Source organism: Stenotrophomonas maltophilia group sp. Smal32 (assembly GCF_030237085.1).
GTDB lineage: Bacteria > Pseudomonadota > Gammaproteobacteria > Xanthomonadales > Xanthomonadaceae > Stenotrophomonas > Stenotrophomonas maltophilia_Q.
In genome coordinates, this window is the sequence record NZ_JASJSI010000026.1 from 22,587 (window position 1) to 45,400 (window position 22,814).

Here is a 22,814-nt window from a genome sequence, read left to right on the forward strand (position 1 = left end):
AGCACGATGACCTTTCACCAAGCCAAGGGGCTGCGTCCCATCCGGCGCTCTACCTTGAACCGTGTCAGCGCGTTGGGAGTCGCGCTGATGCTGGCCTGCGCTCCGGCGCTGGCCGCCGCACCGGCGGAGAAGCCGGTGGGCACCACCGTCGCACCGGCCGCGGCACCCGCCGGCCTGTCGGTGGCCAAGATCGATTTCAAGCGCGGCGATGATGGCGCGGGCCGCCTGATCGTGCAGTTTGACGGCCAGGGCGCGATCCCGGACCTGCGCACGCAGGGCAACAGCGTGGTGGTCGACGTCGGCAACGCCCGCCTGCCGGCCAATCTGCAGAAGCCGTTGAACGTCGTCGACTTCGCCACCCCGGTGCAGCGCATCGACGCCAAGCCGTCCGGCGCCGGCACCCAGCTGGTGCTGAGCACCGGCGGTGCGGTGGAGTCGCTGGCCTACCAGAGCGGCAACGAATACGTGGTCGAGATCAGCGCGCGGCAGGCTCCGGCCGCCGTCGGTGCAGTGACCGCCGGCAGCGTCACCCAGGCGGCAAAGGCCGTCGGCCAGCGCGGCTTCACCGGCAAGCCGGTGACCTTCAACTTCCAGGACGTGCCGGTGCGCACCGTGCTGCAGTTGATCGCCGAAGAGTCCAACCTCAACGTGGTGGCCTCCGACTCGGTGCAGGGCAATGTGACGCTGCGCCTGGTCAACGTGCCGTGGGACCAGGCGCTGGACATCGTGCTGCGCGCCAAGGGCCTGGACAAGCGACGCGACGGCAGCGTGATCTGGGTCGGCCCGCAGGCCGAACTGGCCAAGTTCGAGCAGGAGAAGGAAGACGCGCGCATCGCCATCGAGAACCGCGAAGACCTGGTGACCGATTACGTCCAGATCAACTACCACAGCGCCACCCAGATCTTCAAAGCCCTGACCGAAGCCAAGGGCATCGGCGGTGGTGGCGGTGGTGGTGCAGGTGGCGGGGGCGGTGGGTCGTCGCAGGAGGAAAGCGGCTTCCTGTCCGGCCGTGGCCGCATCGTCGCCGACGAGCGCACCAACACGCTGATGATCAGCGACATCCCGAAGAAGATCGCGCGCATGCGTGAACTGATCAGCGTGATCGACCGTCCGGTCGACCAGGTGCTGATCGAGAGCCGCATCGTCATCGCTACCGATACTTTCGCGCGTGAGCTGGGTGCGCGGTTCGGCATCAGCGGCAGCCGCGACAACGCCTACTTCAGCGGCAACCTCGAAGCCAATGCGGAAACCCGCAAGTCGCAGGTCGAAGCCAATGCGACCAACGCCAAGGCGTACCGTGACTGGGTGGCGGGCGGCAGCACCGGCCCGGCGCCGATTCCGGTCGGTTCGACGATCACCCGTGGCCTGAACTGGGCCATGCCGGCGGCGTCCACCAATCCGGCGGGTTCGCTGGCGCTATCGATCCTCAATGCCGGCTACCTGCTGGACGTGGAGCTGTCGGCCATGCAGGAGGAGTCGCGTGGTGAAGTGATCTCCAACCCGCGCGTGGTCACCACCAACCAGCGCGAGGCCCTGATCAAGCAGGGTAAGGAAATCGGCTATGTGACCATCAGTGCCGGTGCCGGCGGTGTCGCTACGCCGAACGTGCAGTTCAAGGAAGTGGTGCTGGAACTGAAGGTCACCCCGACCATCACCAACGACAACCGCGTGTTCCTCAACATGCAGGTGAAGAAGGACGAAGTGGATCGGCTGATCCAGCTGGAAGGCTATGGCACCGTGCCGTCGATCAACCGCCGCGAAGTGAACACCGCAGTGCTGGTCGAGGACGGGCAGACCGTGGTCATCGGTGGTGTGTACGAGTTCACCGACCGCAACAGCATCAGCAAGGTTCCGTTCCTGGGCGATGTGCCGTTCCTGGGCAACCTGTTCAAGAAGCGTGGCCGCAGCAAGGACAAGGCCGAGCTGCTGGTGTTCGTCACCCCGAAGGTGCTGCGCGTGGCCAGGCAGAACTGAGCCAACGCACCCGCGACACGAAGAAGGGCCGCCATGTGCGGCCCTTCTTCGTTCATGCCGGACGTAATGCGCGGACGATCCGGTAGATCCACGCCATGCGTGGATGAGGTGCCCGTTCAGCCGTTCTTGATGCCAATCGCAAGGCACCCTGCGATGATGTCGGGAACCCGTGCCGTCCCGCGCCGGTCAAAGGCCCCCATGAACCTGCCACCGCCGATGCCCGAAACCGTCTCGCCGCCGCCCGCGCCGGCCACCTCCCGCCTGCATGGCGCCTTCAACCAGCTGCGCGACGCGCTGTCGGCCGAAATCGTCGGCCAGGCGGCCCTGGTCGAACGCCTGTTGATCGCATTGCTGGCCGACGGCCACCTGCTGGTGGAGGGCGCGCCGGGCCTGGCCAAGACCACGGCCATCCGTGCGCTGGCCTCGCGCCTGGAGGCGGATTTCGCCCGCGTGCAGTTCACCCCCGACCTGCTGCCGGCCGACCTGACCGGCACCGAGATCTGGCGCCCGCAGGAAGGGCGCTTCGAATTCGTACCCGGCCCGATCTTCCATCCGATCCTGCTGGCCGATGAAATCAACCGTGCGCCGGCCAAGGTGCAGTCGGCGCTGCTGGAAGCGATGGGCGAGCGCCAGGTCACCGTTGGCCGCCACACCTACGCATTGCCGCCGCTGTTCCTGGTGATGGCCACGCAGAACCCGATCGAGCAGGAAGGTACCTTCCCGCTGCCGGAAGCGCAGCTGGACCGTTTCCTGATGCACGTACGCATCGGCTACCCGGACCAGGCGGCCGAATCGGAGATCCTGCGGCTCGCCCGCGAGCGTGCCCGTGGCGCGCTGGGCGAAGCGGCACCCGCACCGGAGAAGCTGCCGATGCAGGATGTGTTCGATGCCCGCCGCGAAGTGCTGGACCTGCATATGGCACCGGCACTGGAACGCTATCTGGTCGAACTTGTGCTGGCCTCGCGTGATCCGTCGCGCTATGACGCCGGCCTCGGGCGCCGCATCGCCTGGGGCGCAAGCCCGCGTGGTTCCATTGCGTTGGAACGCTGCGCACGTGCACGCGCCTGGTTGGCCGGCCGCGACTTCGTCACTCCCGACGATGTGCGTGCGGTCGCCGCCGACGTGCTGCGCCATCGCGTGCTGCCCAGCTACGAAGCCACCGCCGAAGGCTGGGATGGCGAGCGCCTGGTGCAGGAGCTGCTGGCCCGGGTGCCGGCACCCTGAGCCTGCGCATGACCGATCGATCCCTGGAAGCCGCATCCACCGTCAGTGATGGCGACGGATTGCGCCCGCACCTGTCCGAACTGGTGGCGCTGCGCCGGCTGGCACAGCGGCCGCCGCCGCCGCGCCGTGGTCGTGCCGGCAATGCCGGGCAGGCGCCGTCGCCGCTGCGTGGGCGTGGCATGGAGTACGCCGAGTCACGCGAGTACGTGGCCGGTGATGATGCCCGGCATATCGACTGGCGCGTGACCGCGCGGACCGGGCGTGCCCATACCAAGCTTTTCCAGGCCGAACGCGAGCGGGTCAGCCTGATCGTGGCCGACACCTCGCCGGCGCTGTACTTCGGCACCCGTGTGCGCTTCAAGTCGGTGCAGGCGGCACGCGCCGGCGCCGTCGCCGCGTGGTCGGCGCAGCGTCGCGGCGATCGTGTGGGCGCGCTGCGCGGCAGCGACCGTGAAGCGCCGATTGCACCTGCGGGTGGGCCGCGGGGCGTACTGCGCGTGCTCGACGCACTCACCCGCTGGTACGCGCAGCCGCCCGCCGACGATCTCGGCCTGGAGCGCGCGCTGGACCATGCCGCCCGCGTGCTGCGTCCCGGGGCGCGCATGCTGGTGCTGGCCGATCCGCAGCAGGCCGCGAAGATTCCCGTCGTGCGCTGGAGCGCGCTGGCCCAGCACCATGACCTCAGCCTGGTGCTGCTGGTCGATCCCCTCGAGCTGCAACCACCTTCGGCGGCCCTGCAGTTCCAGACCGCGCAGCAGCGCATTGGCCTTGATCTGCGGCGCAGCGAAGTGCAGTCGCACTGGCAGGCGCACTTCGTCGAACCGCTGCAGGCGCTGCGCCGCCAGCTCGGCGCACGCCGCGTTGACGTGCAGGTGTTGTCCACCGATGCGCCCAGCGATGCCTGGTTGGCGCCGTCGGCGACCGAGGTACCGGCATGAGCGCCAACCTTCCGCTGCGCGATGTACAGCTGCCGCCGGCACCGTCGTGGTGGCCGCCGGCCCCCGGCTATCTGATGATCGGCGGCGCGGTGTTGCTGGTGATCCTGGCGCTGGCCCTGCTGTGGTGGAAACGCCGCCGCCGTCGCCAACGCTGGTTGCAGGCGTTCGACCAGGAGCTGGCCACCACCACTGATGCCACCGCGGAACTGGCGGTGATCGCCGGCCTGCTGCGCCGTGGCGCGCGGCAGGCGCAGCCGGGCAGTGAATCCCTGCGCGACGATGCCTGGTGGCAGCGCGTGGATCCGAAGGGCACGTTGCCCGACGCGCGTCGCAGCCTGTTGGCCGAAGGTGCCTATCGCCCCCGCGTGGACGCCAGCGAAGTGGCGGCCGTGCGCAGCTGGGCCCGCGAGCGCTACCTGGCAATGCTGCTGGAGCGCCGCCGATGAACCTGCTGGCGAGTTACTGGCCATGGCCGGACCTGCAGCTGGCGTGGCCGCTGGCCCTGCTGGCGTTGCCGCTGCCACTGCTTATGCAGGGGTGGAAGCGCCGCGCCGACCCGGGTGCGGCACTGCGCGTACCGTACGCGGCGAGTGAACTGGAAGCGCTGTCCGGTGGTGGCCGCGTCGATGTGTCGTGGCTGCGTACGCTGCTGCTGTGGCTGGGCTGGTGCGCGCTGTGCATCGCGTTCGCGCGCCCGCAGCAGCTGGGTGAGGCCATCACGCCACCGCAGCAGGGGCGGCAGATGATGCTGGCGATGGACGTATCCGGCAGCATGGGCGAGGGCGACATGGTACTGGGGGGGCAGGCGGTGGATCGCCTCACCGCGGCCAAGGCCGTGCTGGCCGACTTCCTGGATCGTCGCGCCGGTGATCGCATCGGCCTGCTGATCTTCGGCGACCGCGCTTATACGCTCACGCCGCTCACTGCCGACCTGGCCAGCGTGCGCGACCAGCTGCGCGACAGCGTGGTCGGCCTGGCTGGCCGCGAGACGGCCATCGGTGATGCCATCGGCCTGGCGGTGAAGCGCCTGCGCAGCCAGCCCGAAGGGCAGCGTGTACTGATCCTGTTGACCGACGGCGTCAGCAATGCCGGCGTGCTCGAACCGCTGCGTGCGGCCGAAGTCGCGCAGGCCGAAGGTGTACGCATCCACACCGTTGCGTTTGGTGGCGATGGCAGCATGCGCTTCCTCGGCATTCCGATTTCCGCTGACCAGGATCCGGTGGACGAGGCGACGTTGAAGAAAATTGCCAGCCTGACCGGTGGCCAGTTCTTCCGTGCACGCGATACCTCGCAGCTGGCCGGCATCTACGCCGAACTGGACCGTCTGGAGCCAATCGCGGCGAAGGGACCGAGCCTGCGCCCGCGCGAGGAACGCTACGCATGGCCGTTGGGCCTGGCGTTGCTGCTGGGCGCATTGGCCTGGGCGTGGCCGGAGCGTCGTCGATGATCGCGTTCGTCTCCCATCTTCCGGACTGGAACGCGCTGCACTTCCTGCGCCCGGAATGGCTGTGGGCATTGCTGGCGCTGCCGGTGATTCTCGCCGTATCGCTGTACCGGCAGCGGCGCAGCGATGCGTGGCGGCAGGCGGTGGATGCACACCTGTTGCCGCATCTGCTGGCGGCGGGTACGCGCCGTCGCATGCGGCTGCCATTGGCGGTGCTGCTGGGCTGGACGCTGGCATCACTGGCCATGGCCGGACCGAGCTGGCGGCAGCAGGCACAGCCGATGTTCCAGCCCAGCGCACCGCTGCTGGTCGTGCTGGATCTGTCCAGCCGCATCACTGCCACCGATCTGCCGCCGTCGCGGCTGCTGCAGGCACGGGCCAAAGTCGGTGAGCTCCTGCGCGCACGCAAGGGCGGGCAGGTCGGCCTGGTGGTATACGCCGAAGATGCCTACACCGTGGCGCCGCTGACCGATGACGGCAGCAATGTTGCGTTGTATCTGGATGCCTTGTCGCCGGATGTGATGCCGCGTGATGGTCAGCGTGCCGACCGTGGCATCGACTGGGCCACGCGGCTGATGCGGCAGATCGCTGCACCGCAGGGACAGATCCTGCTGGTCACCGATCAAGCCGATGGCGAAGCTGCGTTGGCAGCCGCGCAGGCGCGCGGTCTTGGACTGCAGGTGTCGGTACTGGGCCTGGGCACGCCCGCCGGCGCGGCCTACCGTGATGGCAGTGGGCAGATTCGCCAGGCCGCGCTGGATGAAGGCAGCCTGCGTGCCGTTGCCACGGCAGGTGGCGGCCGCTATGCGCGCATCGCTGCAGATGACAGCGACCTGCGTGCGCTGGGCGTGCTTGATGCACGCGAAGGCAGCGCCACGCAACGGCCGGGCGAAGGCAAGCAATGGCGTGACGAGGGCTTCTGGCTGTTGCCGCCGCTGATGCTGCTGGCGCTGCTGGCGTTCCGACGCCGAGCGGTGCTGGCGGCGGTGCTGGCGGTGGGTCTGTTGCCATGGATGAGTGACGTGCACGCGCAGACGCCTGCGGCGCCTGCTTCGCAGCCGCCGCAGGGCACCCTGTGGAAGCGGGCCGACCAGCTGCAGCACCAGCGTCTGGCCGACGGCGTGCAGGCCTATCGCAAGGGCGACTTCGCCACCGCGCGCAAGCAGTTCGAAGGCATCGACAACGATGCCGGTTGGTACAACCTGGCCAATACGCTGGCGCGCCAGGGCAGCTACGATGAAGCCATCGCCGCCTACGACCGTGCGCTGGCGTTGCATCCCGGCATGCCCGATGCGGTGGCCAACCGCGCGGTGGTCGATGCCGCGCGCAAGCGCAAGCAGTCGGGGGGGCAGGGGCAGGACCAGCAGAAGCCGCAGCAGAACGGGCAGCAGAAGCAGCAGAACCCGTCCCAGGGCCAGCAGAACCCGCAAGGCCAGCAGCCGCAGCAGGGCCAGAAGGATCCGGGACAGGGTCAGCCACAGTCACAGCAGGGCCAGCAGGGCCAGCCCAGGCCGGGTGACGACAGCACGCAATCGAAGCCGCAGTCCGGCGAGCGCAGCCGCGATGGCCAGCAGGTGCCGCCGCAGGTTGAGGATGCCAAGGCCCAGGCGCAGGCCGACGAGCAGCAGCGCCAGCGCATGCAGCAGGCGATGCAGCAGGCGCGCGAAGGCGAGGCGGACAAGGACGGCAAGCCGGTACCGGCCGGTGACGGCCGCACCGCGCGCCAGCGCGAGGAGCAGCAAGCGGTGGAAGCGTGGATGCGGCGTGTTCCGGACGATCCGGGCGCGTTGCTGCGGGCCAAGTTCCAGCTGGAAAACGAACGCAGGAAGAGGGAAGGGCGATGACGCGGGCGATCAACATGCATGGGCGCTGGCCACGGAACGTTCTGGCGGCGCTGCTGTTGTGGCTGCCGCTGCTGGCCTGGGCGCAACCGCGGGCCTGGCTTGACCGTGACCGCATCGCGATGGGCGACACGGTCACCCTCAACGTTGAGAGCGACCAGGGCGCGCCGGACTTCACCCTGCTGCGCAACGACTTCGATCTGAGCGGGCAGACCAGCAGCCGCCAGGTGGAGTGGAGCAATGGCAGCATGCAGCAGCGCAATCTGTATGGCGTGGCACTGACGCCACGGCGCAGCGGAGCGCTTGTGATTCCGGGCCTGCAGGTGGGCAGTGCACGTACCGCGCCGCTGACCCTGCAGGTGGACGCCGCTGCCGTCGCCGGCCCCGACAGCAATGCGATGGCCTTCATCGAGACCGTTGTCGATGATGAGACGCCCTATGTGCAGCAGAGCGTGGGCGTGGTCGTGCGCCTGTATTTCGCATCACAGCTGGCGTCGGGCGAGCTGGTGCTGGATACACCGGCCGGTGCGTCGCTGCAGCGCGTGGGCGATGACCGCACCGATGTGCGCCAGGTCAACGGCCGCCGTTACAACATGGTCGAGCGTCGCTTCCTGCTGATCCCGGAGCGCAGCGGCACCCTGCGCCTCGCAGGTGCGCGCTTCAACGGCCGCAGCGCCGGTGGCTTCTTCGACGACTTCTTCGGCGGTGGCGACGGGCGCATGAACGCCACCGGCGCCGACCGCACGTTGCAGGTGCAGGCGCAACCGGCGCAGGCGCCACAACCGTGGCTGCCGCTGCAGAGCCTGCAGCTGCGCTACACCAGTGCACCGACCAGTGCCCGTACGGGCGAAGCGGCCAATGTGGTGGTCGAAGCGGTTGCCGAAGGGGCAACCCGCGCGCAGTTCACCGACCTGCCGGTGCCCGATGTCGGCAGTGCCGCGCAGGTATTCGCCGAACCTGCGCAGTACGAAGAATCGTTCAATGGCAGCACGCCGCGGCTGAAGATCACCCGCCGCTATTCGATCGTGCCGCGCCAGCCCGGCTCGCTGGTGGTGCCCGGTACACGCCTGCCGTGGTGGGATGTGCGCGCAGGCAAGGCGCAGGAGGCGAAGCTGCCGGATCTGACACTGACGGTCGCGGCGGGCAATGGCGCTGGCAGCACCTCGCCGGCACCGCCGCCGCCAATCGATACCGATGCCGCGCTGCCCGGCAGCGATGGCCAGGACAGCCGCATCGCCGCGACCGATCCGCGTGCCGGTGGCCTGGCCGAACGTCCGTGGCCGTGGATGGGCGCGGCCGTCGGCCTGGCGTTGCTGTGGCTGTTGACCCTGTTGTGGGGCTGGCAGCGAGGCCGCCGACCGCGTGCGGCGGCGCCGGTAGCTGGCAAGCCCTCTGTGCCGATTGTGGCGAGCGGACGTGCTGGCTTGGCCGAACTGCGCCGCACGCTGGATGGCGAAGGGTTCGAGCAGGTCGAGGCACAGCTGTGCGCGATGGCCGGCGTCGAACGCATCGAGCAGGTCGTTGCGCGGTTGGATGACCCGGCCCAGCGCCAGGTGCTGCAGGACCTGCAGCAGGCACGCTGGGGCGGGCAGGGCGATCTGGCATCGCTGCGTTCGCGTCTGCGCGAGGTCTTCCGTGACGGACCGCACTGGTCGACGGCTGCCGGCCCCGCCGACACTGGCCTGGCGCCGCTGTATCCACCGCGGCGAACCTGAACCGGCGTCGCTTGCGCGCTTTGTTAGAGTGCATTCATTTTTCGAGGAAACCCGCGTATGACAGCAGCTGCTGCCGACAAGAAGAAGTTGCCCCTGCATTGGAAGATGGGCATCGGCTTTGCGATCGGCCTGGTCCTGGGACTGATCGTGCACGCCCTGGGCGGCAGCGTCGATGGTCTGCAGGCCGGTGCCAAGTGGGTAATGGACTACGTCACCACCCCGGCGTCGGGCCTGTTCCTCAACCTGATCTTCATGCTGATCGTGCCGCTGATCTTCTCGGCGCTGATCATGGGCGTGTCGGAGATGGGCGACATCCGCGCCCTCGGCCGCATCGGCTGGAAGACCCTGGCCTACACCGTGCTGCTGTCCGGCATCGCCGTGGGCATCGGCCTGGTGCTGGTCAACCTGCTCAAGCCGGGCGCCGGCGTCGATCCGCAGGTCGCCGCCATGATGCTTTCGGAGAACGCCGAGCGCAGCAAGGAAATCGTTGCCGGCATCCATGGCACGCCGAAGGGCATGGACATGCTGCTGTCGATCGTGCCGAGCAACGTGCTGCAGGCGGCGTCGGACAACGGTGCGATCCTGTCGCTGATGTTCTTCGCGCTGATGTTCGGCATCGGCATGGTGCTGACCGACAACGAGAAGGTCGCCCCGTTGCGCCGCGCCATCGAAGGCGTGTTTGAAATCTCGATGACCCTGATCAACCTGGTCATCCGCCTGGCCCCGTATGCGGTGGCCTGCTTCATGTTCAACCTGGCCGCACTGTTCGGCTTCGAACTGATCATCCGCCTCGGTGCCTACGTGGGCGTGGTGGTGCTGGCGCTGGGCCTGCACATGGTCGTGACCTACGGCACTGCGGTGTGGCTGTCCGGCCGTTCGCCGCTGTCGTTCTTCCGCGATACCCAGGAAGCGACGGTGATGGCGTTCTCCACCGCCTCCAGCAACGCCACCCTGCCGACCGCGCTGCGCGTGGCCGACCAGATGGGCCTGCCGCAGCGCGTGTCGCGCTTCGTGCTGACCGTGGGCGCCACCGCCAACCAGAACGGCACCGCGCTGTTCGAGGGCGTGACGGTGATCTTCCTGGCCCAGTTCTTCGGCGTGGACCTGAGCATCGGCCAGCAGATCATGGTGATGGCGGTCTGCATCCTTGGTGGCATCGGTACCGCCGGCGTGCCGTCGGGCTCGCTGCCGGTGGTGGCGATGATCTGTGCGATGGTCGGCGTTAACCCGCTGGGCATCGGCCTGATCCTGGGCGTGAACCACTTCCTGGACATGTGCCGTACCGCGCTGAACGTGACCGGCGACCTGGCCCTGACCACCTTGGTGGCCAAGGGCGAGTCCCACGACGGCCCGGCGCTGGGCCCGCAGCAGGACTAAGTCCAACGCCACAGCTGGCGACCTGATCGGGGTCGGATTCCTTTCCGCAGGGAAAGGTATCCGACCCCTTTTCACATGCGGAATCCGGCGGAGACCACGCCGCCGCCGGCCAGCGGCCGCCACGACCGGGCACCGTGAACCGACCCCCCGCCCGGCGACTATGGGACAATAGGCCGCCCGCACGTCCGCGGCCGCCTCCCGATTCCGACAGAACCATGACGCAGCCTACCCGTCGCCAGTTGGCCAACGCCATCCGCTTCCTTGCCGCCGATGCGGTTGAAACCGCAAAGTCCGGCCACCCCGGCATGCCCATGGGCATGGCCGATATCGCCGAAGTCCTCTGGAACGACTACCTCCGCCATAACCCGAGCAATCCGCACTGGTTCAACCGCGACCGCTTCGTGCTGTCCAACGGCCACGGTTCGATGCTGCAGTACGCGCTGCTGCACCTGAGCGGCTACGACCTGCCGATCGAGCAGCTGAAGCTGTTCCGCCAGCTGGGCAGCCACACCGCCGGTCACCCGGAACGCCACGAGACCCCGGGCGTGGAAACCACCACCGGCCCGCTGGGCCAGGGTTTCGCCAATGCCGTGGGCTTCGCCCTGGCCGAGAAGCTGCTGGCACAGCGCTTCAACCGCCCGGAGCTGGAAGTGGTCGACCACCGCACCTGGGTGTTCATGGGCGATGGCTGCCTGATGGAAGGCGTGTCGCATGAAGCGGCGTCGCTGGCCGGTACCTGGGGCCTGCACAAGCTGGTCTGCTTCTGGGACAACAACCACATCTCCATCGACGGCAACGTCGAGGGCTGGTTCACCGACAACACCCCGGAGCGTTTCGAGGCCTATGGCTGGAACGTGGTCCGCGACGTCGACGGCCATGACCCGGAAAGCATCAAGGCCGGCATCGAGGCCGCGCTGTCGCAGAACGACAAGCCGACCCTGATCTGCTGCCGCACCACCATTGGTTTTGGTTCGCCGAACAAGGCGGGCAAGGAATCCAGCCACGGTGCCCCGCTGGGCAAGGACGAACTGGAAGCCACCCGCAAGCAGCTGGGCTGGGAATACGGTCCGTTCGAGATCCCGCAGGCGATCTACGACGGCTGGCGCGCCAATGGCGCCGGCACCCTGCGCCAGGCCGAGTGGGAACAGCTGTTCGACAAGTACGCCAGCCAGTACCCGGGCGAAGCCGCCGAACTGACCCGTCGCTCGCACGGCGAACTGCCGGCCGACTTCGTTGCCAAGGCCGATGCCTACATCGCCCAGGTCGCCGCTGAAGGCCCGACGATCGCCTCGCGCAAGGCCTCGCAGCTGGCCATCGAAGCCTACGCACCGCTGCTGCCGGAAATCGTCGGTGGCTCGGCTGACCTGGCGCACTCGAACCTGACCCTGTGGAAGGGCAGCAAGTCGGTCGCCAGCGACGACGCCAACGCCAACTACGTGTACTACGGCGTGCGCGAGTTCGGCATGACCGCCATTGCCAACGGCCTGGCCCTGCACGGTGGCTTCATTCCGTTCGACGCCACCTTCCTGGTGTTCAGCGATTACGCCCGCAACGGTGTGCGCATGAGCGCGCTGATCCCGGCCCACGCCATCCACGTCTACACCCACGATTCGATCGGCCTGGGCGAAGACGGCCCGACCCACCAGCCGGTGGAGCACCTGGCCTCGCTGCGCTACATCCCGAACAACGATGTGTGGCGCCCGTGCGATGCGGTCGAGTCGGCCGTGAGCTGGAAGGCCGCGATCACCCGCCAGGACGGCCCGAGCTGCCTGGTGTTCAGCCGCCAGAACCTGCCGCACCAGCCGCGCAACGCCGAGCAGATCGCCCAGATCGAGCGCGGTGGTTACGTGCTGGCCGACGCTGCCGGTACCCCGGACGTGATCCTGATCGCCACCGGTTCGGAAGTCTCGCTGGCCACCGAAGCCAAGGCCCAGCTGGACGCGGCCGGCCTCAAGACCCGCGTGGTCTCGATGCCGTCCACCGACGTGTTCCTGCGCCAGGATGCGGCCTACCGTGAATCGGTGCTGCCGAACGCCGTGCGCAAGCGCGTGGCCGTGGAAGCCGGCGTCACCGGTTTCTGGCGCCAGTTCGTCGGCCTGGACGGTGCCGTGATCGGTATCGACACCTTCGGTGCCTCGGCCCCGGCCGACCAGCTGTACAAGCACTTCGGCATCACCACCGCCCATGTGGTGGAAGCTGCCAAGGCGCTGTAAGCAGCATCGCAGCGTGATGAAGGAAAGGCCGGCGCAAGCCGGCCTTTCTCTTTTTCTGTGGGGCGAAACGAATCGGCCGCCGTGCCAGTAGATCCACGCCATGCGTGGATGAGCGTTACATTGCGTCCCGCACGTCCATCAGCGCAAACCCCAGCAGGTTCAATCCGCGCCACTGCGCCGGGTTGTGCGCGTCGGCGTGATCCTTGGCCAGGCCGATGCCCCAGATGAAATCCACCGGGCTGGCTTCGACCAGCACCCAGCCTGCGGTCGCACGCAGGAACGCCCCAAGTTCCGGGTTCTGCGCGAACTTGGCCCTGTTGCCTTCCACCACCAGGTCGTAGCGGGCCTGCGTCCAGCGCGCTTCATCGAAGCCTTCGATCTGGCGGCCGAAAGCCTTGGCCTTGTCCGGCGTGGTGCTGGCGACGATCTTCTCAAGCAGCTTGGTGGCGCCGAACAGACGCGCCTTTCCGGCCATCATGTAGTGCTCGGCGGTGCGGTAGTGCACGCCATCGATCTCGAAGCCGGCGTAATACCACTGGCTGAAACAGGACGCAGAAACTCCGCTGCGCGGCGGCTGGTGGCCCCAGAAGCAGAGGTAACGCAGGTCTTCGCCTGAAGCCTCGCGCTGCTGCAGATCATGCAGGAAACGGGAATCATCGTTCATCGCCACAGCATAGCGTGCCGCCGTGCCCTGGTAGGTGCCAACCTTGGTTGGCACTGATGCTTTTTCGCCGGGGATGGCCCGGCGCTACCGTACGCGTGATTACGCAGTACGCGCCAGCGCCAGGCGCAGCAGGCGCGCGTCCAGGCGCTCGGCGAAATCCTTCGGCGCCTGCAGGCCCATGCGCTGCAGGTACACCGCGTCGCCGTCGCCGGCCGGTTGCCGCAGCGCCGCCCAGACCGTGCGCAGCTTGTCGCCACGGGTCTGCGTGTTGGCCTTCAGCCATCCCAGCGCCTTCACCAGCACCTGTTCAATCTCGTTGAAATCGCTGCCGAGCGGATAGTCCGGCAGGCTGCCATCGGCACGGAACGGTGCCAGTGCGGCGGCCAATGCCTGCGGCGTGTTTCGCTGCAGGCGCTCGGGATCCGGCTGGGTGCTCTTCAACAGCTTGCGTGCAGCCTGCGCCTGTTGCAGCAGGTCGCCCTGGAACGGCGCCTCGGTGATTGCGGTCATCGCCTGCACGCAATCCTCGTCGGTCAAGCCGCGCAGATCGGCGATGCCGTATTCGTTGAGGTAGATGTCGCGCAGGTGGCGTGGAATGGTGGTGTGCCCGTAGTTCCAGCGCACGTTGGATTCGCGGCGCCCCTTGTCGTCACGCGCGGCGCGGAACATCAGCACGCTGCGCGCTTCGGGCAGGGCATGGGCCATCGCCACGAAGTTGTACTGGCCGCCCACGCCGGACACCACACGTCCATCGTCCAGCGCATCCGACACCGCTGCGCCCAGCGCGGTGGCCATCATGCAGGAATTGAAGAAGCGCGCATGGCGGCGCTGCAGGCGTTCCAGCGTCTCGTTGCCGCCGTACAGCTGGTTGATCTCGCTGATCCTGCGCATGCCGATCGCACGGCATTCGTCATCCGGCAGCGTGCGCAGCCATTCGTAGAACTCCGGCGAGCCCAGGTAGAACGCGCCGTGCAGGTATTCTCCCTCGGCGGCCAGAGTGGCGTGGTCGATGGACAGCGTGCTGCCGTTCTCGATGCGCTGCATCAGCGCCAGGTCGTCATGCACCTTGCGCTTGATCACCCCGGTCTGCACCAGCCGGCGGAAGCCCTCATTGAGCATTTCGCTGCAGCCGTACAGGCCGACCTCGAACGGATCCAGCCCGCCAATCTCCTTCACCAGCGGGTGGCTGGCCAGCTGCGGGTCCAGCGCGTGCAGCACGCGGCGGTAGCGCGCGTTGTCGGTGTGGCGCAGCACCAGCGCATGGCTGAGCGCATCGGCCAGCGTGCCGATGCCGATCTGCAGGGTGCCGCCGTCGCGTACCAGCGTGCTGGCATACAGGCCGATGGCGTAGTCGGCATCGCCGACCGGCTGCCGCGGCAGGCCGAACAGTGCCGGGTACGGCGGCGGCGGGGTGATCACCAGATCGAAGAACGACACATCCACGGTGGCCGAGCCGCCTAGGTAGGGCAGCTGCGGGTCGATCTCGGCGATCAGCAGGGGCCGCGGCAGGCCACGTGCGGCCATGGCATCCAGGGTGTCCTGGGTGATGTCGTTGTTGCATGACAGCGACAGCCGGCGATCATCCGGCCGCATCGCCACCTTCTGCACGATCACCTGCGGCGCGCGCTGGGCGACCGCGTCGGCGGCGTGGGTGTAGTTCAGGCTGGTATAGCTGGACTGCGCCTGGCGCGAACCGAGCAGGGCGCCGGACTGCATGTAGAACTCTTCCACCTGCACATGTGCCGGTAGCGCGTCGCGTGCGATCGCATCGGCATAGGCCAGGCGCGGGAAATCGTCGCCGAAGTGGCGCTGCGTGAACGGTGCCATGAAGCGCGCTTCCAGGCCGTTGCCGCGCGCCTTCGGCGGGTTCAGCGACAGCGCGGTATACAGCTGCAGCGGCCGCGACGGGTCGTGCTCGACGCGCGCGTACAGGGCATTGAGCAGCCGGTGCGGCTTGCCCAGCGCCAGCGGTGCCCCGATCCGCAACGGCCCGTCCACGCGCGCAAACAACCAGTCGACAGCGGCGTCCAGGTCGGTGAGGTGTTCGGTCATGCGGGGCGGTCCTGCGTGTGGGGGAGTGCTGGCATTACAGCATGTCGGGCTTGAACCGCCGTCGACGCGAGACTTCGGCGCCGGCCACCATGAACTGCCCATCGCCGCGGTAGTGCACCGTGCGCGGCAGCTTCGGCCGTGGCGCTACGTGTGCGCGCACGATTTCCCAGATGAACAGGTTGTTCGATGCCACCTGGCTGTCGTCGTACAAGCGGCATTCGAAGTTCGAGTGGCATTGCCCGACCAGCGGCGCGCCGACCTCGCGTGCGGGCAGCGCGTCGAGCCCGAACCGGGCGAACTTGTCGACCTCGCGACCACTGCAGTTGCCGATGTCCACCACGGTATCGAGCAGCTCCACGCCGGGTACGTTGATCACGCACTCGCCACTGCCGACGGCCAGGCCGTGGCTGTGGTTTTCATTCCACAGGTAGGTTGCGACCAGTGAAGGCGAGAAGCCCATCACCATGTGCCAGCCCATCGTCATCAGGTTGCGCTGGCCCTGCCACGCGGTACTGACCAGCACGATCGGGCCGGGTTCGAGGAAGCGACGTGCCTGCTCGACCGGGAAGTCCTTCTTGGGCAGCGCTTTCATCCGATGCCAGGGGTGGGAGGAACCGATGCTGGCGCAGCCGGGATGAACCCGGAGTCGAGGGACTTGACAGCCAAGTCGATTACGCGCGTAATCAGATCGTCGATTACGGATGTAAACCATGACCCCGATCAGCGAAGCCGAAGCCGTTGTGATGGAGGTGCTGTGGCAACAGGCACCACGTAGTGCCGATGACGTGGTGGCCGCGCTGGCCCATCGCGACTGGGCCGAGCCGACCATCAAGACCCTGCTCAACCGCCTGCTGACCAAGGGCGCGATCGCCGCCGAGCGCGATGGCCGGCGCTATCTGTACCGGCCCCTGCTGCAGCGCCAGGCCTGGGTGGAGGCGCAAAGCCAGGACTTCATCGGACGCGTCTTCGAGGGCCGCGTGGCGCCACTGGTGGCGCACTTCAGCGAACGTGGGCAGCTGAGCGCGCAGGACATTGCCGAACTGAAGAAGCTGATCCAGGAGCTGGACCATGACTGAGCTGCTCGACGGACTGTGGCGGGCCAGCCTGTGGCTGGCGGTGGGCGTGCTGCTGCTGGCGGCGCTGCGACCACTGCTGGTGGGCCTGGGCGGCGCCGGGCTGGCCTATCGCAGCTGGTGGCTGCTGCCGTTGCTGCTGGTGACCTTGCTGCTGCCGTTGCCGCAGGTCGCGCTGCTGCAGCATGTACCGACGCTGCCGTTGAAAGTGGTGCCGGGGGCCACTGACGGTGGGGCAGGTTGGTCGGTGCCTGGGGCCCTGCTGTCGCTGCTGGCATGGGCGCTGGGCACGGGCATCTGCCTGCTGCGCGACCTGCGTGCGCAGCGCCGTTTCGAACGCAGCATGGGCCAGCTGCGTGCGCGTGCCGATGGCAGCTGGCAGGCCAGTGGCGATCCCGGGCTGCCGGCGCTGGTCGGCCTGTGGCGGCCGCGCATCGTGGTCGGTCCGCAATTCGATCAGCAGTTCACCGCACAGGAGCAGAACCTGATCCTGCAGCACGAGCGCAGCCATCGCCGCAATGGCGACCACTGGGCCAACGGCGCGCTGCTGCTGGTGCGCGCAGTGTTCTGGTTCCACCCGCTTCTGCCATGGGCTGCACGCCGTTTCCTGCGCGACCAGGAGCTGGCCTGTGATGCCCGCACCATTGCCCCGCAGCCTGCGCTGCGCGGCCTCTATGCCAGCACGCTGCTGAAGGCGCAGCTGGTCCATCCGGTTGCGCCCGCGGTCTGCCATTGGCGCAGCCAACCCGTGTTGAAGGAGCGTATCGCCATGTTGAAGCAGTCCAAGCGGAAGGCATTGCCGTGGGTGTCGGGGCAGGTGCTGGTGGTCGGGTTGTGCGTGGGAATGGCGGCGGTGGCGTGGGCCAGCCAGGGCGGTGCGGCGGTAGGTACCCGGATCGGTGTCGAGCCGTTCGAACATGCGGAAGAGGATGCGGCAAAGGCGGGGCTGGACAGTCCGATCCAGGTCGACAAGATGCCGCCACCGTCCTATCCGAAGTCCGCCTTCGAGCAGCGCCAGGTGGGCGTGGTCAACCTGCGCATCGAGGTGGACGCACAGGGCCATCCGACCGATGTACAGGTGCTCAGCGCGACCAATCCGGGGGTGTTCGATGCCGTCTCCATCGCCGCCGCGCGCAGCTGGACCTACCGACCGGCGCGGAAGAACGGCAAGCCGGTGGCCGGTGCCGTACGCATTCCGATCACCTACGCCATGGATGACACCGAGGATACGAAGTGAAGTCCGCGCCGCTGTTGATGATGGCGGCGCTGCTGGTGGGGTGTGCAACCCAGGATCGCCTGACCACGGTTGATACCCGCAGCGAGAATGTCGGTCACCAGCGGCTGCGGCCCGATGCAGGGGGAGGGGCTGGCCAGATCCAGCCTTACACGCTGGCCGCCAGCGAAGGCTACCGGATGCCGCAGCTGCACACGGCACCTGATCCCGTGGTGGGTGATCGCGATCCTCGCACGTCGTTGCCGCCGACCACGGTCTGCCTGCAGGTGGTGGTGGATGCGCAGGGCAGCGTTGAGCGCAGCATGCCGTTGACCGACCGCAGCGAATGCAGTGCGGGTGGGGCGCCGGAGAATGCGCCCTTGCTGCAGGCCGCGCAGGAGGCGGTTGCGATGTGGAAGTATTCGTCCGCCGCGGTCTGCCACTTCGCAGCGGGCAAGGTACCTGCGGATCGCGGCGACTGCCGCGGTGCCGAGCGGGTCGAGCCGGTGGCCGTTACCCTGCAGTACGCCTTCACCTTCGAGGTCGTGAAGGGCCAGCATGTGGTGCGTACACAGGGCCGGTAGTGCCGGGCCATGCGCGACCAGGCAGGCGCCGTCGCCCGCCCACGCGTTCAGTGCGGGCGACACGGCAACGGAAGCTGGGGATGAGTATCTGGACAATCATGCTGGCCGGGCTTTCCTGTGTACTGGCCGGTTGCACGCCGCATGGGCAGGACAAGCACGACCTGGATGCGTATCGAAATGGTCCGCCGGCCTGCTCGGCCGGCGGCTACCTGGCAGCGCTGGACGACCCCGCACGCGTGGCGTATCTGCGGGGAGCGCTGCAGGTCCGCCCGCGATCGCCCTGCATCGCCGAACTGCTCGCCGCCCAGCCGCCGGCCTTGCTGCCGGTTGCGCGGCAGGCGATCCTCGATGGGGGAGAGCGCAGTGATCTTTCGCTTCTGGTCGGCGCGGTGGCAATGAAGGTCGATCGCGGCGAAATCACCGCTGCACAGGTGGATGCGCTGCAGCTGCAGGCGGCCTGTACCGACTCCCCAGGGGCGCCGGCGCAATGCGCGGAACAGCTGCAGCGCCTGCGGCAGGCCTTGCAGGAACTGGAGGACCCTTCCTCGCGTGTATTGACGCAGAAGTCGAAGGTACGCCTGTCAGACGCGTCTGCCACCAGGCGAGTGGAAGCCACGCTTGCCATGCGCACGGCCGATGCACCGGCCGCAAGCGGCGTTGCGTGCGGCGGGACCACCTCGCCATGCCGCGAGGTCACGCATCTGGAACTGCGCGTGGATGGCCAGCCGGTTCCGGTGGCGTACTCGGTGTACCGCGATCTCTTCGACCTGCATCGCGGAACCCTGAAGGCAGATGCTGGCGGCGGTGTGCTGGACCTGCAGGGCGGCGACGCATCGGAGAGTTACAACGTGCGTATCCGCTTCGATGCGCAGCGCGTGCTGTCACGGCAGATGTATGTGGGCACGGCGCAGGATGACCTGCTGCAGGAAACCGTCTATCACAAGGTGATCTACGAATGATCAGAGCGCTCGGTACCATCGTCCTGGTGTACCTGGGGCTGCATATGACGCCTTGCCTGGCCACGGAGCGGGACCAGGGCGCCGATATGGTGGTCATCGCAACCCGGTTCATCGCCGTCCACGACGCGCGTGCCGACACAGCGCGCAATGCAGACGAACCCTTCATCGAAGACCGTGTGATCCCTGCTGTACACGCGATGGTGGAACGCGATGCTGGTCGACTGACGCGGGCGCAGCTGCAGGCACTGATCGATTTCATGATTGTGGTCGATGGCATGGCCAGTGAAGAAATCAGCGAGATGGCTGCGACGCTTTACCGCAGGCAGGGGCCTGCAGTGTGCACCTTGCTGAAGAACACGCCTGCAACCCGCCGCAGCGTCGTCATTGCGCGCATTCGCAGTGGCACTGCGCCCACTGCAGCACGGAACAGCCCTGCAGTGTGCGGGTGATGTCCGGCTCCGGTGCGAAGGCTCACGCCCCGCCCTGGATGTTGGCCTTCACCGCTGGCTGCATCAGCTTCGGTTCTTCCAGCGTCGCATCGCGGGCCTGGCGCACGCTGACGAACTCCGCCTCGGCTACACCGTCGTGCACGTGAATGTTGTGCGCGCGCTGCTCGCCGATGGTGGTTTCGTTGGCGAAATCACGACCGCCCGGACCGTAGTCGTGGCAGACGAATACGCGGGTCGCATCGGGCAGGGCCAGCAGGCGCTGGATCGAACGGTACAGCTGTGCGGCATCACCGCCCGGGAAATCGCAGCGGGCGGTGCCACCGTCGGGCATGAACAGCGAGTCGCCGGTGAACAGTGCATCGCCGATCAGGTAGGCGACGCTGTCGCTGGTATGGCCGGGCACGGCGATCACCCGTCCATCCAGTCCGCCAAGGGTGAAGGTTTCGCCATCGCTGAACAGGTGGTCGAAGATGTCATCCGCAGCAGGAAGCTGCAGGCCATAGCGTGGTGCAAACGTCGCCTGCACCGCACGGATGCCTTCGCCGATGGCGAGCGTGGCCTGCGGGAAGCGCTGCTTGAGCCGACGCCCCGCCGACACATGGTCGGCGTGGGCGTGGGTTTCCAGCAGCCAGCGCAGCTGCAGGCCCTGCTGTTCGATGGCCTGCAGCACGTCGCGCAGCGGCGACTCGCTGCTGGCGTCGGTGTCCGGGTCGTAGTCCAGGACCGGGTCGATCAGCGCCGCCTCGCCGCTGGCCGGGTCGCTGGCCAGGTAGCTGAAGGTATTGCTGTCACGGTGGAAGAACGACTGCACCTGGACTGACATTGGAACGCTCCTCAGCGCGCGCCGAGCACGCGGTTCAGCAACTGGGCCAGGTTCTCGCCGGCCAGTCGCAGCTGCGCTTCGGCCAGCGGCCGGTAGCGCTCGGTGTATTCATCACCGATTTTACGCGTGGCCGGATAAACGCCAGCTTGCATGGAAATGCGGCAGCTGGCCTCGGCCCAGATCTGCGGGTCGCGTTGCGGGTTGGACTGGCGCGCCAGCTTAGGCGCGCGCTGGCTCTGCAGCAGAGGCAGATAGCCGGCATCGTCCAGCTTGCGGGTGTTGAGCATGCCGCTGTCCCACAGCGAGTGCAGGTTGGTACCGCGGTTGCCGAACTGCAGCTGGAAATCGTTGCCGCCCTTGTCATGGGCATAGCCGGCGTGCATCGGCTGGTGGATGTCACCCACCAGGTGCACGACGAACTTCAGCGCCTGCAGGCGCTCGGCGTCGGTCAGGCTGCGGTCGCCGAGGATGGTGCTCTGTGCTTTCAGTGCCTCGACAATGCAGTTGCCGCTCTTGCAGTGCTTCGGTGCTTCGTAATGGCAGTTGTCTTCGGCGATGTTGACGTAGTGCCAACCGGCCGAGCGACGGCCTAGGCCGGGGTCCTTGGCGCGCAGCTGATCGGCCCAGGGGGCGATGCTGGCCAGGGTGGCGTCTGGCTCGGTGGCCAGCAGGCGGTCCACTTCGGCGCGGGCGGTGGGGTTGAGGCGGGCGTCGGCGACTTCGGCGACAAGGCGGTGGCCTTGTGCGCCCCAGGCATGGGCCGGGGCCGAAGCGGACAGCAGGGCCGGCGCCAGGGCGGCGGCGAGGAACAGGGAGTGCAGGGCTTTCATGCGTACATTCTAGCGGGCCTCGGCAGACCCGGGCTTGATCACGCGTGGCGTTCGCCACACGGTCTTGATGCACCAGCCGCTAGGGTGACCCGGGCACACGCGGGGGAGGGGCTGATGGCGATCACGGACAGGCGCATCATGGCCGGGCATCCCGATGACGACGGGTTCGCCGCCGCGTTCGATGCCCAGGTGGTCTGGCGCATGCGCTGGGCCTGCGCCGTGGCAGGCGCGTTCTCGCTGGGCTTTGCCGTGCTCGATACCTACTGGTTGCCGCCGGAGGTGCACGCGCCGGTGCTGCGCTGGCGGCTGGGCGTTCTGCTGCCGGCACTGCTGCTGGGCGTCGCGCTGACCTTCGTGCCGATGCTGCGGCGCCACCTCCAGTGGCTGGGCGGCAGCGTCGTGCTGGTCAGCGGGCTGGCGCTGGTGACCATGATCTGGACCGCGCACCGTGCCGGCGTGAACTACCCCTACGAAGGCATCAGCCTGTTCCTGTTGCTGAACTACTTCCTGTGCGGGCTGCGTTTCGGGGTGGCGACGCTGACCGGAACCCTGATCGCGCTGGCGTTCCTGCTGGCCGAGCTGCAGGTGGGCCGGCACTGGGCGCAGATGCTGCAGAGCGTGATGTTCGTGCTGGCCAGCAACCTGGCCGGCATTGTCGGCAGCTACATTTCCGAACGGCAGGCGCGTGCAACGTGGCGGGCCGAGCAACGCCTGGATGCGTTGGCCAACCACGATGGGCTGACCGGCCTGCTGAACCGGCGCGCCTTCGATCGCCAGGCCAACCAGATCTTCCAGCGCTATCTGCGCACGTCGCATGCGCGCGGCGCACTGCGCATCGCCATGATCGATATCGACTACTTCAAGCGCTACAACGACCACCACGGCCATCCCGCCGGCGACACCGTCCTGCATGCGGTGGCAACCACCCTGGCCGCGCAGCTGCGCGGTAGCGACTCGGTGGTGGCGCGCTACGGCGGCGAAGAGTTCGTGGCGCTGGGCCACTGGGCGCCGGGCCAACCGGAATCAGCGCCGTTCGAGCAGCTTCGGCAACAGGTGCAGGCACTGGCGATCGCACATGCCGATTCGGATGCAGCCCCGGTGGTGAGCGTGAGCATCGGCGTGGCGCGCTGGCATGACGATGGTGGCGATACGCTGGAGCAGGCATTGGCACGCGCCGATGCAGCGCTGTATCGCGCCAAGGAAAGCGGCCGCAACCGGGTGGAAGTGGCGCCGGATCAATAATCGACTGAAAGGCGGCCCGTTCATGCTTCTGTAGAGCCGAGCCATGCGCGGCTGCTCTTCTTCGGATATCTGCGCGCTCCGCGAGATAGCCGGGCATGGCTCGGCTCTACAGAAGAGCGCGCCTACGCATGCTTCCCGAAAAAAAGCCCCGGCAAAGACCGGGGCAACATGCTGCGAGGGTTTTGCGTGTGGCAGGGAG

20 protein-coding genes are annotated in these 22,814 nt (G+C 67.7%); 15 read left to right on the plus strand and 5 right to left on the minus strand.

Features of this window, described 5'->3' with window-relative positions; all coding sequences use genetic code 11:
- Positions 1-6 precede the first annotated feature (6 nt).
- From QRO91_RS08690 to tkt, 9 genes are all read left to right on the plus strand, one after another.
- Positions 7-1,974, plus strand: a complete 1,968-nt coding sequence (locus QRO91_RS08690) for a type IV pilus secretin PilQ (protein WP_100443671.1) — start codon at positions 7-9, stop codon at positions 1,972-1,974.
- Positions 1,975-2,172: 198 nt separating this feature from the next.
- Positions 2,173-3,198 carry a MoxR family ATPase gene (locus QRO91_RS08695; protein WP_049432649.1) on the plus strand — a complete coding sequence of 342 codons (1,026 nt, stop codon included), beginning with the start codon at positions 2,173-2,175 and terminating at the stop codon, positions 3,196-3,198.
- A gap of 8 nt (positions 3,199-3,206) precedes the next feature.
- The gene (locus QRO91_RS08700) at positions 3,207-4,136 is read left to right on the plus strand and encodes a DUF58 domain-containing protein (protein WP_049432652.1); all 930 of its coding nucleotides are present in this window, start codon (positions 3,207-3,209) and stop codon (positions 4,134-4,136) included.
- On the plus strand, positions 4,133-4,582 hold the full coding sequence (locus tag QRO91_RS08705) for a DUF4381 family protein (protein ID WP_285310365.1): 450 nt from the start codon (positions 4,133-4,135) through the stop codon (positions 4,580-4,582). The genes QRO91_RS08700 and QRO91_RS08705 overlap by 4 nt, the downstream gene beginning before the upstream one ends.
- Positions 4,579-5,583: a VWA domain-containing protein gene (locus QRO91_RS08710; protein WP_049432658.1), complete on the plus strand. Its 1,005-nt coding sequence runs from the start codon at positions 4,579-4,581 to the stop codon at positions 5,581-5,583. Before QRO91_RS08705 ends, QRO91_RS08710 begins: the two co-directional genes overlap by 4 nt.
- Entirely contained in the window at positions 5,580-7,424 is a 1,845-nt protein-coding gene (locus QRO91_RS08715; protein ID WP_049432661.1) for a VWA domain-containing protein, read from the plus strand. The genes QRO91_RS08710 and QRO91_RS08715 overlap by 4 nt, the downstream gene beginning before the upstream one ends.
- The gene (locus QRO91_RS08720; RefSeq protein ID WP_049432664.1) at positions 7,421-9,136 is read left to right on the plus strand and encodes a BatD family protein; all 1,716 of its coding nucleotides are present in this window, start codon (positions 7,421-7,423) and stop codon (positions 9,134-9,136) included. The genes QRO91_RS08715 and QRO91_RS08720 overlap by 4 nt, the downstream gene beginning before the upstream one ends.
- 57 nt (positions 9,137-9,193) lie before the next feature.
- Positions 9,194-10,513 (plus strand): dicarboxylate/amino acid:cation symporter, encoded by a 1,320-nt coding sequence (locus QRO91_RS08725; protein WP_049432668.1) that lies wholly within the window; start codon positions 9,194-9,196, stop codon positions 10,511-10,513.
- Between the two features lie 215 nt (positions 10,514-10,728).
- The gene (gene tkt, locus QRO91_RS08730; protein ID WP_049432670.1) at positions 10,729-12,726 is read left to right on the plus strand and encodes a transketolase; all 1,998 of its coding nucleotides are present in this window, start codon (positions 10,729-10,731) and stop codon (positions 12,724-12,726) included.
- A gap of 115 nt (positions 12,727-12,841) precedes the next feature.
- Here tkt and QRO91_RS08735 read toward each other — a convergent pair whose 3' ends face one another.
- From QRO91_RS08735 to QRO91_RS08745, 3 genes are read right to left on the minus strand one after another with little or no spacing between them, the layout of a single operon-like run.
- Positions 12,842-13,444 (minus strand): NADAR family protein, encoded by a 603-nt coding sequence (locus QRO91_RS08735; RefSeq protein WP_285310366.1) that lies wholly within the window; start codon positions 13,442-13,444, stop codon positions 12,842-12,844.
- Between the two features lie 45 nt (positions 13,445-13,489).
- The gene (locus QRO91_RS08740) at positions 13,490-15,442 is read right to left on the minus strand and encodes an acetyl-CoA hydrolase/transferase C-terminal domain-containing protein (protein WP_049432673.1); all 1,953 of its coding nucleotides are present in this window, start codon (positions 15,440-15,442) and stop codon (positions 13,490-13,492) included.
- A 34-nt stretch (positions 15,443-15,476) separates the two neighbouring features.
- A complete protein-coding gene (locus QRO91_RS08745; protein WP_049432676.1) occupies positions 15,477-16,034 on the minus strand; it encodes a flavin reductase family protein in 558 nt (185 codons plus the stop codon).
- 118 nt (positions 16,035-16,152) lie between these two features.
- On the opposite strand from QRO91_RS08745, the gene QRO91_RS08750 reads away from it, so the two are divergent.
- The 5 genes from QRO91_RS08750 (at position 16,153) to QRO91_RS08770 (ending at position 19,720) form a co-directional block, all read left to right on the plus strand.
- Positions 16,153-16,518: a BlaI/MecI/CopY family transcriptional regulator gene (locus tag QRO91_RS08750; RefSeq protein ID WP_010484077.1), complete on the plus strand. Its 366-nt coding sequence runs from the start codon at positions 16,153-16,155 to the stop codon at positions 16,516-16,518.
- On the plus strand, positions 16,511-17,752 hold the full coding sequence (locus tag QRO91_RS08755) for a TonB family protein (protein ID WP_197620189.1): 1,242 nt from the start codon (positions 16,511-16,513) through the stop codon (positions 17,750-17,752). Before QRO91_RS08750 ends, QRO91_RS08755 begins: the two co-directional genes overlap by 8 nt.
- Positions 17,749-18,312, plus strand: coding sequence for a hypothetical protein (locus tag QRO91_RS08760; RefSeq protein WP_049432681.1), 564 nt, complete (start codon positions 17,749-17,751; stop codon positions 18,310-18,312). The genes QRO91_RS08755 and QRO91_RS08760 overlap by 4 nt, the downstream gene beginning before the upstream one ends.
- An 80-nt stretch (positions 18,313-18,392) precedes the next feature.
- Positions 18,393-19,271 (plus strand): hypothetical protein, encoded by an 879-nt coding sequence (locus QRO91_RS08765; protein WP_049432683.1) that lies wholly within the window; start codon positions 18,393-18,395, stop codon positions 19,269-19,271.
- Positions 19,268-19,720: a hypothetical protein gene (locus QRO91_RS08770; protein WP_197650883.1), complete on the plus strand. Its 453-nt coding sequence runs from the start codon at positions 19,268-19,270 to the stop codon at positions 19,718-19,720. Before QRO91_RS08765 ends, QRO91_RS08770 begins: the two co-directional genes overlap by 4 nt.
- Before the next feature lie 22 nt (positions 19,721-19,742).
- Here the strand turns inward: QRO91_RS08770 and QRO91_RS08775 are convergent, their stop codons facing one another.
- Both QRO91_RS08775 and QRO91_RS08780 read right to left on the minus strand, forming a co-directional pair.
- Positions 19,743-20,543: an MBL fold metallo-hydrolase gene (locus QRO91_RS08775; RefSeq protein ID WP_049432690.1), complete on the minus strand. Its 801-nt coding sequence runs from the start codon at positions 20,541-20,543 to the stop codon at positions 19,743-19,745.
- Between the two features lie 11 nt (positions 20,544-20,554).
- Positions 20,555-21,373 (minus strand): S1/P1 nuclease, encoded by an 819-nt coding sequence (locus QRO91_RS08780; RefSeq protein ID WP_049432694.1) that lies wholly within the window; start codon positions 21,371-21,373, stop codon positions 20,555-20,557.
- A gap of 114 nt (positions 21,374-21,487) precedes the next feature.
- Between QRO91_RS08780 and QRO91_RS08785 the strand changes: the two genes are divergently transcribed.
- Positions 21,488-22,615 carry a GGDEF domain-containing protein gene (locus tag QRO91_RS08785; protein ID WP_049432696.1) on the plus strand — a complete coding sequence of 376 codons (1,128 nt, stop codon included), beginning with the start codon at positions 21,488-21,490 and terminating at the stop codon, positions 22,613-22,615.
- The last annotated feature ends 199 nt before the right edge of the window (positions 22,616-22,814 follow it).